The 10,126-nt window shown below is 72.2% G+C and carries 9 protein-coding genes; 1 reads left to right on the top strand and 8 read right to left on the bottom strand.

Features of this window, described 5'->3' with window-relative positions; genetic code table 11:
• Nucleotides 1–177 precede the first annotated feature (177 nt).
• From ACFV2J_RS25795 to ACFV2J_RS25830, 8 genes are all read right to left on the bottom strand, one after another.
• Nucleotides 178–1,530 (bottom strand): ABC transporter substrate-binding protein, encoded by a 1,353-nt coding sequence (locus ACFV2J_RS25795; protein ID WP_385440834.1) that lies wholly within the window; start codon nt 1,528–1,530, stop codon nt 178–180.
• A gap of 201 nt (nt 1,531–1,731) precedes the next feature.
• On the bottom strand, nt 1,732–2,730 hold the full coding sequence (locus ACFV2J_RS25800; RefSeq protein ID WP_385440837.1) for a LacI family DNA-binding transcriptional regulator: 999 nt from the start codon (nt 2,728–2,730) through the stop codon (nt 1,732–1,734).
• Nucleotides 2,731–2,771: 41 nt separating this feature from the next.
• Nucleotides 2,772–3,476, bottom strand: a complete 705-nt coding sequence (locus tag ACFV2J_RS25805; RefSeq protein WP_385095985.1) for a GntR family transcriptional regulator — start codon at nt 3,474–3,476, stop codon at nt 2,772–2,774.
• A 97-nt stretch (nt 3,477–3,573) separates the two neighbouring features.
• Nucleotides 3,574–4,575 carry a proline racemase family protein gene (locus ACFV2J_RS25810; protein WP_385095988.1) on the bottom strand — a complete coding sequence of 334 codons (1,002 nt, stop codon included), beginning with the start codon at nt 4,573–4,575 and terminating at the stop codon, nt 3,574–3,576.
• Nucleotides 4,576–4,625: 50 nt separating this feature from the next.
• Nucleotides 4,626–5,522 carry a dihydrodipicolinate synthase family protein gene (locus ACFV2J_RS25815; RefSeq protein ID WP_385440842.1) on the bottom strand — a complete coding sequence of 299 codons (897 nt, stop codon included), beginning with the start codon at nt 5,520–5,522 and terminating at the stop codon, nt 4,626–4,628.
• Between the two features lie 133 nt (nt 5,523–5,655).
• The gene (locus ACFV2J_RS25820) at nt 5,656–7,089 is read right to left on the bottom strand and encodes an FAD-dependent oxidoreductase (RefSeq protein ID WP_385096049.1); all 1,434 of its coding nucleotides are present in this window, start codon (nt 7,087–7,089) and stop codon (nt 5,656–5,658) included.
• Nucleotides 7,079–7,378, bottom strand: a complete 300-nt coding sequence (locus tag ACFV2J_RS25825) for a (2Fe-2S)-binding protein (RefSeq protein WP_385096052.1) — start codon at nt 7,376–7,378, stop codon at nt 7,079–7,081. Before ACFV2J_RS25825 ends, ACFV2J_RS25820 begins: the two co-directional genes overlap by 11 nt.
• A complete protein-coding gene (locus tag ACFV2J_RS25830) occupies nt 7,375–8,526 on the bottom strand; it encodes an NAD(P)/FAD-dependent oxidoreductase (protein ID WP_385096055.1) in 1,152 nt (383 codons plus the stop codon). The genes ACFV2J_RS25825 and ACFV2J_RS25830 overlap by 4 nt, the downstream gene beginning before the upstream one ends.
• A gap of 92 nt (nt 8,527–8,618) precedes the next feature.
• Here ACFV2J_RS25830 and ACFV2J_RS25835 point away from each other — a divergent pair, with 92 nt between their 5' ends.
• Nucleotides 8,619–10,028, top strand: a complete 1,410-nt coding sequence (locus ACFV2J_RS25835; RefSeq protein WP_385096058.1) for an aminopeptidase P family protein — start codon at nt 8,619–8,621, stop codon at nt 10,026–10,028.
• Nucleotides 10,029–10,126 lie beyond the last annotated feature (98 nt).

A 10,126-nucleotide genomic window follows, 5' to 3' on the forward strand; every position in this document is an offset into this window, starting at 1 on the left:
CTATTCCTTCACGCTCTCTCTCTTTGTGTGTGTCTGGTGCGCGGCTCTCGCGGTGGAGCGGCGGGCGCGGCAGGCGCGCCCGCCCCCCCCCCCCCCCCCCCCGCGACACCTCCGGCACGCCGACGGCGGCCGGAGGGAACGCTGCGGGGGGCTTCGATGCGGTCTTCATGAACGGTGTCAGCCTCGGGCCAGGATGGAGTCGATCTTGCCGGAGGCGTCCTTGAGGAGCTGGTCGATGTTGGCGTCCTTCTTGGTGAGGACCGCGGACACCGCGCCGTCGAGGACGGAGTAGATCTGCTGGGCCTGCGGCGGCTCGATCTTCATCTGCAGGCTCTGGTTGCCGTCGAGGAAGCCCTGGTAGTTCTCCACCGGCACGTTCGCGTTGGCCTTCTTGACCTCCTGGTCCTTGGCGTCGGCGGCACCGGTGAACAGACGCGGCTCGGGCAGACCGACCGGGGCGTTGTTCTGCTTGGCGCGGGCGTAGTCGCCGAGGAAGCCCTTGCCGGGCGTCAGGAACATGTGCTCGAGCCACTTGAGGCCGGCCTTGATCTGGGCCGGGGAGTCCTTCTTGTTGAACATGTAGCCGTCGCCGCCGACGAGCGTGCCCTTGCCTCCCGGCATGGGCGCGAGGGCGAGGTCCTTGTAGTTGCCGCCCTTCTCCTTGACCAGGATCGGGATGTTGTCGGGCGCGGAGAGGTACATGCCGAGCTTCCCGGAGCCCATCATCTGCTGGACGTCGTTGAGGACGAGCAGCTGCTTGGTGCCCATGGAGTTGTCGGCCCAGCGCATGTCGTGCAGGTTCTGCAGGACGGCCTTGCCCTCGGGGCTGTCGATGCTGGACTTCTTGCCGTCCGGAGCGACGACGTCGCCGCCCTGCGAGTAGAGCTCGGCCGTGAAGTGCCAGCCGCCCTGGTTCTGGGCGCTGTAGTCGGCGTAGCCGACGGTGCCGCCGCCGAGCGCCGCGATCTTCTTGGCGTCCGCGCGCACCTCTTCCCAGGTGGCCGGGGGCTTGTCGGGGTCGAGGCCGGCCTTCGTGAAGAGCGCCTTGTTGTAGATCAGGCCCATCGAGTAGCCGGTGCGCGGCACACCGTAGATCTTGCCGTCGACGGTGTAGATGTCGCGCAGCTGCTGCTGGAGGGTGCCGTAGCTCTTGAGGTCCTTGACGTACGACGTGATGTCGGCGGCCTGGTTGATGTCGACCACGTGCTTCGCGTCGGTGAAGTACGTGTAGAAGACGTCCTCCATCTGACCTCCGGCGAGCTTGGCGTCGAAGGTCTTGGGGTCCTGACACGGGAACGCGTCATGGGTGACGACGTCGATGTCCGGGTTGGCCTTCTCGAAGGCCTTGACGTCGGCGTCGAAGAACGAGCGGTCGACCTTGGCACTCTTGGGCGGCTCGCAGTTGACCGTGATGCGGGTCTTGCCACCCGCGGAACCGTCGTCGCCACTCGAACCGCAGGCGGTGGCGGTGAGCGCGAAAGCGGACGCCGTGAAGACGACGAAGGTACGGCGGAACCCGGGACTTCTCATCGGTGGACCCCTTTGGGCAGGAGCGGTTGGGCGCCTTGGGCAGGAGCGGTGGGCGCCGCACACTCAAGCACCGCCGACAGGGGTGCGCAAGATGTCACGCAGAATCTGTAATTATTTGACAGAGGATTGGATCTCAACGGCGGGGCGCTTGCACGGTCGAACGGATGCCGACGACGGGGTGCTCGCACGCCCGACCGGATCTCAACGGCGAGGTGCTTGCGCGGTCGACCCCCGCACCACCAGCTCGGGCTCGAACAGGAGCTCTTCGGGAGTCACGCTGCTGCCGCCGATCTGTGCGTTCAGCAACTCGACGGCCGCCCGGCCCATGGCCTCGATGGGCTGACGCACGGTGGTCAGCGGCGGCTCGGTGCAGTTCATCAGCGCGGAGTCGTCGTACCCGACGACCGACACCTGTGACGGCACGTCAAGTCCCTTGCGGCGGGCGGCTCGCACCACACCGAGGGCGAGCGGGTCGCTCGCGCAGATGAAGCCGGTGACCCCGCGGTCGATGAGCCGGGAGGCCGCCGCCTGACCGCCCTCGATGGAGAACATGGCCCGGCCGATGTGCTCGTCGGGCAGGTCCGGGGCGAGGCTGCGCACCGCCGCCAGCTTGCGGCCCGAAGGGATGTGGTCGGCGGGCCCGAGGACCAGACCGATCCGCTCGTGACCGAGCGAGACGAGATGCCGCCAGGCCTGCTCGACGGCCACCGCGTCGTCGCAGGAGACACCCGGGAAGCCGAGGTGCCCGATGGCCGCGTTGACCAGCACCACCGGGATGTGGCGCTCCGCGAGCTGCCGGTAGTGGTCGTGCGGCGCGTCGGCCTGCGCGTACAGACCGCCCGCGAACACCACCCCGGAGACCTGCTGCTGGAGCAGCAGGTCCACGTAGTCCGCCTCGGAGACGCCGCCCTTGGTCTGGGTGCAGAGCACCGGCGTCAGACCGAGCTGCGCCAGCGCTCCGCCGATCACCTCGGCGAACGCGGGGAAGATCGGGTTCTGCAGCTCGGGCAGCACGAGCCCCACCAGTCGCGCGCGTTCACCGCGCAGTTGGGTGGGCCTCTCGTAGCCGAGCACGTCGAGCGCGGAGAGCACTGCCTGCCGGGTGGAGTCGGAGACGCCGGGCTTGCCGTTGAGCACCCGGCTGACCGTGGCCTCGCTGACCCCGACCTTTTTCGCCACCTGAGCAAGTCGTCGTGTCATGAGCGCAAGAATACCGCAAGAATTGCAAACGACTTGCGTAATCAGGCCATCGAAGAGCCGGCCGCCCACAGACCCCGGACATGTCCCAGATGCCGGGTCATGACCCGGCGCACGGCCTCCCCGTCCCGGTCCAGGAGCGCGTCGAGCAGTTCCAGGTGCTCCTCCGCCGAGTCCTGGAGCCGGCCCGCCTCGACGAGGGCGTCGAGCCCGTAGAGGCGGGAGCGCTTGCGCAGGTCACCGACCACCTCCACCAGATGCGCGTTGCCGGCCAGGGCGAGCAGGCCGAGATGGAAGCGGATGTCCGCCTCGACGTACGCGATCAGGTCACCGGCCGCCGCCGCGGTCACGATCTCCCGGGCGGCCGGACGCAGGGCCTGAAGGGAGACCGGGTCGGCCGTGGTGGCCAGTTGCACCGTGGTGGGGATCTCGATGAGTGACCGGATGTGCGTGTACTCGTCCAGCTGCTTCTCGGAGACCGCGGTGACCCGGAACCCCTTGTTGGGCACGGTGTCGACCAGACCCTCCTTGGCGAGGTCGAGCATGGCCTCGCGCACGGGCGTCGCCGAGACGCCGAAGCGGGCGGCGAGCGTCGGCGCGGAGTAGACCTCGCCGGGGCGCAGTTCGCCCGCGATCAGCGCGGCCCGCAGGGCGTCGGCGACGCGCTCTCGGTAGCTGCTCTTCTTGCCGCCGAGCGTGGGCAGGGCGGCGGGAGCGGCGGAGGGTGCGCTGCTGCGCTCGGCGGGCATGGGGTGTCTCCTCGTACGGGCCGGTGCGTCGGTCCGCTCGCACGGGCTGGTGCGACGGCAGGTGCAATGTCACGTGCCACCAGTATCTCCCGGGGAGCTACAGGACGAATCCGGCCGGGAAGGGATCGGAGGGGTCCAGCAGGTACTGGGCGGTGCCGGTGATCCACGCGCGGCCGGTGAAGCTGGGCAGCACGGCCGGGACGCCGGCGACCTCGGTGGTGCCGAGCAGCCGTCCCGTGAACCGCGTCCCGATGAAGGACTCGTTCACGAACTCGGTGTGCAGCGGGAGTTCCCCGCGCGCGTGCAACTGTGCCATGCGCGCGCTGGTGCCGGTTCCACAGGGCGAGCGGTCGAACCAGCCGGGGTGGATCGCCATCGCGTGCCGGGAGTGCCGCGCGGTGGCGCCCGGCGCGTACAGGTGGACGTGGTGGCATCCCCGGATCGTCGGGTCCTCGGGGTGCACGGGTTCGTCCTCGGCGTTGACGGCCTCCATGAGCGACAGGGCCGCCTTGAGGATGTCGTCCTGGCGGGAGCGGTCGAAGGGCAGTCCCAGCTGCTCCAGGGGCAGGATCGCGTAGAAGTTGCCCCCGTACGCGAGGTCGTAGGTCACCGTCCGTCCGTCGGCCAGGGTGGCCTTGCGGTCGAGTCCGGCCGAGAAGGACGGCACGTTCCTCAGCGTGACCGCCCTCGCGGCGCCGTCCTCGACCTCGACCTCGGCGACGACCGGGCCGGCCGGGGTGTCGAGCCGGATGGTGGTGACGGGCTCGGTGACCTCGACCATGCCGGTCTCCACCAGGACGGTGGCGACGCCGATGGTCCCGTGTCCGCACATCGGGAGGTAGCCCGAGACCTCGATGTAGAGCACCCCGTAGTCGCAGTCGGGGCGGGTGGACGGCTGGAGGACGGCGCCGCTCATCGCCGCGTGGCCGCGCGGCTCGTTCATCAGGAGCTGCTTGATGTCGTCGCGGTGTTCCCGGAAGTACAGCCGGCGCTCGTTCATCGTCGCGCCGGGGATGGTGCCGATACCGCCGGTGATCACCCGGGTGGGCATCCCCTCGGTGTGCGAGTCGACGGCGTGCAGGACGAGTTTGCTGCGCATGGGGTCCGTAACTCCTGGTGGTCGAGGGCGATCGGGGGACGCGGGGAGGCTCAGGCGAGGCCGGCCGCGACGGCCTTCTCGGTGGCCGCGCGTACGGCGGCCTCCTGCTCGGGCAGCAGCGGAACGCGCGGCGGGCGCACGGGGCCGCCGGGGCGGCCGACGATGTCCATGGACAGTTTGATGGCCTGGACGAACTCGACCCGGGAGTCCCAGCGCAGCAGCGGGTGCAGCTGCCGGTAGAGCCGGCCCGCCGTGTCGAGGTCGCCGCTGACGGCGGCGTGGTAGAGCTCGACGCTCGCGGCGGGCAGCGCGTTCGGGTAGCCGGCCACCCAGCCCTTGGCGCCCGCGACGGCGAGTTCCAGCAGGACGTCGTCCGCGCCGATCAACAGGTCGAGTTCCGGCGCGAGTTCGGCGATCCGGTAGGCGCGGCGGACATCGCCGGAGAACTCCTTGACGCCTTGGACGAACCCCTCCGCGTGCAGTTTCGCGAGGAGTTCGGGCACCAGGTCGACCTTGGTGTCGATCGGGTTGTTGTAGGCGACCACCGGGAGGCCGGCTTCGGCGACCGCCGCGTAGTGGGCGAGGACGGAACGCTCGTCGGCGCGGTACGCGTTGGGCGGCAGCAGCATGACGGACTCGCAGCCCGCGTCGCGGGCCTGCTCGGCCCAGCGGCGGGCCTCGGCGGAGCCGTAGGCGGCGACGCCGGGCATCACCCGGGAGCCGCCGACCGCCGACACGGCCGTCTCGACGACCCGCGCGCGCTCCTCCGGTGTGAGCACCTGGTACTCGCCGAGCGAGCCGTTGGGGACGACGCCGTCGCAGCCGTTCTCGACGAGCCAGGCGCAGTGTGCGGCGTACCGGTCGTGGTTCACGGAGAGGTCGTCGTTCAGCGGGAGCGCGGTGGCGACGAGGACGCCGCGCCAGGGCCGGTTCTCGGTGGTGGTCATCAGCGGTTCCCTCTCAATGGGGTGTGACATTTTACTGACTGCGGACGTGTGGCTGCCGTGAGGTGGCGTGAAGCGCGGCGCGGTGCGGTGCGGTGGGAGGCGTGGGTGGTGGCCCTGGCCGCCGGGGACGCGGTCAGTCGTCCGGCGGCTCACCGGTCCCGGCGAGCACCCCGAGCGGGACGGGTCGCGCCAACAGCCTTCGCACGGGGGTCTGTTCGCAGCCGGTGAGTCCGGCGACGGCCGGCTCGCACATCCGGCCCTGGCACCAGCCCATGCCCGCGCGGGTGAGCAGCTTCACGGTGCGTACGTCGCCCGCGCCCAGTTCGTCCACGGCCGCCCGGACCGCCCCGCCGGTGACCTCCTCGCAGCGGCAGACGACCGTGTCGTCGGTGATGCGCTCCGTCCACGTCGCGGGCGGTGCGTAGACGGCGTCGAGCGCGGCGGAGAACGCCCGCAGTCGCGTACGGGACCTGGTGGCCGCGGACCGGTCGCGGGGGTCGGGTTCCGTGCCGCGCAGCCGGGCGGCGACCGAGTGTCCCGCGATGTGGCCCTCGGCGAGCGACAGGGCCGCGCCGCCGATACCGGTGGTCTCGCCCGCGGCCCACACGCCCGGCACGTCGGTCCGCTGCTCCTCGTCGACCCGCACGCGCACGCCCTCGACGCGGCAGCCCAGCGAGTCGGCGAGGTCGGTGTGCGGCAGCATCCCGTGCCCGACCGCGAGCGTGTCGCACGGGACGCGCCGCTCCGTGCCGGGCCTGACGCGTCCGTCGGCGTCGAGCGCGGCGACGGTCACGGCGTCGAGCCGGTCCCCGCCGTGGGCCTCGACGACGGCGTGCCGGGTGCGCAGGGGGATGCGGTGCCGCAGGAGCCGCGCCGCGTACCCGGCGCCTTCGGCGACCTTTCCCGGCTGGGCGGCCAGTGCCCCGGCATGGCGCAGGAACGCCCGCGGGTCGGCCGACTCGACGAGCGCGGCGACCTCGACCCCGGCCGCGGCGAGCCCGGCCGCCACGGGCAGCAGCAGCGGTCCGGTGCCGGCCACGACGGCCGTGCGGCCGGGTACGACGAGCGTCCCCTTGAGCATGGCCTGCGCGCCGCCCGCGGTGACGACGCCGGGAAGGGTCCAGCCCGGGAAGGGCAGCACCTTCTCGTAGCCGCCGGTGGCCAGGAGGACCGCGTCGGCGCGGACGGTGCCGGGTTCCTCCTGGAGGGGCCCTCGGAGGGCGTGCACGACGAACTCGCCGCTTCCGGCGGGCAGATGTGCCGAGCCGGAGTGGTCGGAGCGTTCCACCAGCCATACATGATGGTCCGTCAGGTGGGTGATCGTGCCCGCCTCCAACTGGACCGCGAGCGCGCGCGAGAGCCGTTCCCAGGTCCGCCACCCGTGATGCAGGGCTCGCGGGCGCCGTGCGCGCAGTCCGGCCGCGGGCTGCCGGTAGAACTGTCCGCCCGCCCGGGCGGCCGAGTCGATCAGCGTGACCCGGACCCCGCGCCCGGCCGCGGCCAGGGCGGCGGCCAGGCCCGCCGGACCGGCGCCGATCACCGCGAGACGCGCCTCCTCAGCCGCCATGTCCGGTCCCCTCCTGCGTACGGATCGCGTCACCCGGTCGCACCGGCACCAGACAGGCCCGTTGGTTCGGGCGGTCGTTGACGGTGACGAGGCACTCGAAGCAGACGCCGATGCCGCAGAACACTCCGCGCGGCCGGCCCGAGCCGCGGGTGGTGCGCCAGGAGGTGACCCCCGCCGTCCACAGGGCGGCGGCGACGGTCTGCCCCGGCAGCGCCGTGACCGCGCGGCCGTCGAGGGTGACGGTGAACGCGGGGCCCGGCTCGGCGTCCACCAGTTCCAGGGGATTCACACGGCCTCCTGCGCGAAGCGGTCGGGTCTGAACGGCGTGAGGTCCAGGTCGGGTGCGGCGCCGGTGAGTACCTGCGCGATCAGGTGCCCGGTGCCGGCGGCGAGACCGATCCCCGCCCCCTCGTGCCCGCAGGCGTGGAAGAGGCCGGGCACCCGCGGGTCGGGGCCGATCGCGGGCAGGTGGTCGGGCATGTACGGGCGGAATCCCAGGTACGTCCGCAGGGCGCGGACGTCCGTCAGGAAGGGGAAGAGCCTGATCGCCCCCGCCGCGAGCGCGCGCACGGCGGGCAGCGAGAAGGAGCGGTCGAAGCCCACGCGTTCGCGGCTGGCGCCGATCAGCACCGGGCCCGCCGCCGTCCCCTCCACCACCGGCGAGGTCTGCAGGGCGGCGGAGTCGCTGGCCACGTCGGCGACGTAGTCCGCGGCGTACACCTTGTGCCGCACGCGCCGCGGCAGCGGCTCGGTCACCAGCACGAAGCCGCGCCGGGGCAGTACGGGCAGCCGGACGCCCGCGAGCGCGGCCACCGCGGAGCCCCAGGTCCCGGCCGCGTTCACCACCACCGGCGCGTGCAGGTCGCCCCGGTCGGTCCGCGCGCCCCGGACCGATCCGTCCGCAGCGCGCAGCACCTCGGTCACCGTCCGGCCGGTGAGCAGCCGGACGCCCGAAGCGCGCACCAGATGCGCGGCGGCCAGCGCCGGCATCACCTGGGTGTCCTGCGGGTAGTGCACGGCGCCCGCGAGTCCGGGCGCCAGATGGGGTTCCAGATCGTGGAGCCGGTCCGCCGGGACCGGCAGGGCCGAGACACCGGCCGTCCGCTGACCGGCGGCGAATTCCTCCAGCGCGGTCAGCCCCTCGGGCGTGGCGGCCACCACGACGCCGCCCTTGGCCTCGTACTCGACGGCCTCGCCCAGTTCCTCCCCGAGGCCGGACCACAGGCGCCCCGACAGCAGCGCGAGGTCGAGCTCGGGGCCGGGCTGCTTGTCGGAGACGAGCAGGTTCCCCTCGCCGGCCCCGGTCGTGCCGCCGGCCACCGGACCCCGGTCCACGAGGACCACGTCGAGGCCCGCCCGAGCCGCGTAGAGGGCGCATGCCGAGCCCACCATTCCGGCCCCGATCACCACGACATCGCAGGTCAGTCGCTTGCTCACATCAGTACTATGTCACATGCTTCCCTGGGTGGGAACAGTGCAGGAACAGTGCCGGGACCCGCCCGGACCGACCGACAGAAGGGGTGCCCGCCGTGGCCAAGGCGCGGAAGAACGGTCTGTACCGAGAGATCTCCGAGGAACTGTCCGCCCTGATGCGAACGGGCTGGGCGGACACCGAGAGGCGCGACGTGCGACAGGACGAGCAGGCGCCGTACGCGGCCCGCCGCCGCGCCGCGCTCGGCGCGCTCTTCCCCGGTGAACGTCTCGTCATCCCCTCCGGAGGCCTCAGGGTCCGCTCGAACGACAGCCACTACCCGTTCCGCCCGTACACCGGCTACGTCCATCTGACGGGCGACCGGTCCCGGGACTGCGCCCTGGTCCTGGAACCCCGGGCCGAGGGCGGCCACGACGCGTACTGCTACCGGCTCCCCCGCGACGGCCGGAACACCGACGAGTTCTGGACGGGCATGACCGCCGAGTTGTGGACGGGCCGCCGCCGCTCGCTGGCCGAGTCTGAGCACGAACTGGGCCTCGCCTGCCGGGACATCCGCACACTCCCCGGACACCTGCGGGACACCGTCACACCGACCCGTGTCGTACGCGGCCACGACCCCGCCCTCGACGCGACGCCCGGCACCGACGAAGAGCGGGACGCCGAGCTGGAGGAGGCGCTGTCCGGGCTGCGGCTGGTCAAGGACGCCTGGGAGATCGGCGAGATGCGCCGGGCCGTCGACTCCACGGTGCGCGGGTTCACCGACGTCGTCAGGGAGTTGTCCCAGGCGGTGGCCACCTCGGAACGCTGGATCGAGGGCACCTTCTTCCGCCGCGCCCGGGTCGAGGGCAACGACGTCGGCTACGGCTCCATCTGCGCCGCGGGCGAGCACGCCACGATCATGCACTGGACGGACAACGACGGACCGGTCCGCCCGGGCGAACTGCTCCTGCTCGACGCGGGCGTGGAGACCCGCACCCTCTACACCGCCGACGTCACCCGCACCCTCCCGATCAGCGGGACCTTCAGCCCGCTCCAGCGGAAGGTCTATGACGCGGTGTACGAGGCGCAGGAGGCCGGGATGGCCGCGGTGAAGCCGGGCGCCCGGTACCGCGACTTCCATGAGGCGGCCCAGCGGTCGATGACCGAACGGCTGGTGGACTGGGGGCTGGTCGAGGGGCCGGCCGAGCGCGCCTACGAACTCGGCCTTCAGCGCCGCTTCACCATGGCGGGCACCGGTCACATGCTCGCTCTGGACGTGCACGACTGCGCGCAGGCCCGTAACGAGGACTACGTCGACGGGCCGCTGGAGCCGGGCATGGTGCTGACCGTCGAGCCGGGCCTCTACTTCCAGCCCGACGACCTGACCGTGCCCGAGGAGTGGCGCGGCATCGGCGTCCGGATCGAGGACGACCTGCTGGTCACCGCGGACGGCTACGAGAACCTGTCGGGTGGGCTGCCCCGCTCGGCCGCCGAAGTCGAGGCATGGATGCGCGAGTTCGCGGGCTAGTCGGAGTTGTCTCGGGGGCGGGGCCCCCGGGCCCGCCCCGGGGGGGCCTAGCCCCCCGGTGGGGGGGGGGGCGTGGGGGGGCGGGGGGGGAAGAGCGC

The organism is Streptomyces sp. NPDC059668 (assembly GCF_042734135.1).
In the GTDB taxonomy this organism is placed as follows: Bacteria; Actinomycetota; Actinomycetes; order Streptomycetales; family Streptomycetaceae; genus Streptomyces.

Bases quoted from the DNA above. Each gene is read 5' to 3' on its own strand.
- ACFV2J_RS25795 (WP_385440834.1), bottom strand. From the start codon at position 1,530: ATGAGAAGTCCCGGGTTCCGCCGTACCTTCGTCGTCTTCACGGCGTCC.
- ACFV2J_RS25810 (WP_385095988.1), bottom strand. From the start codon at position 4,575: ATGCGCAGCAAACTCGTCCTGCACGCCGTCGACTCGCACACCGAGGGG.
- ACFV2J_RS25805 (WP_385095985.1), bottom strand. From the start codon at position 3,476: ATGCCCGCCGAGCGCAGCAGCGCACCCTCCGCCGCTCCCGCCGCCCTG.
- ACFV2J_RS25820 (WP_385096049.1), bottom strand. From the start codon at position 7,089: ATGGCGGCTGAGGAGGCGCGTCTCGCGGTGATCGGCGCCGGTCCGGCG.
- ACFV2J_RS25800 (WP_385440837.1), bottom strand. From the start codon at position 2,730: ATGACACGACGACTTGCTCAGGTGGCGAAAAAGGTCGGGGTCAGCGAG.
- ACFV2J_RS25815 (WP_385440842.1), bottom strand. From the start codon at position 5,522: ATGACCACCACCGAGAACCGGCCCTGGCGCGGCGTCCTCGTCGCCACC.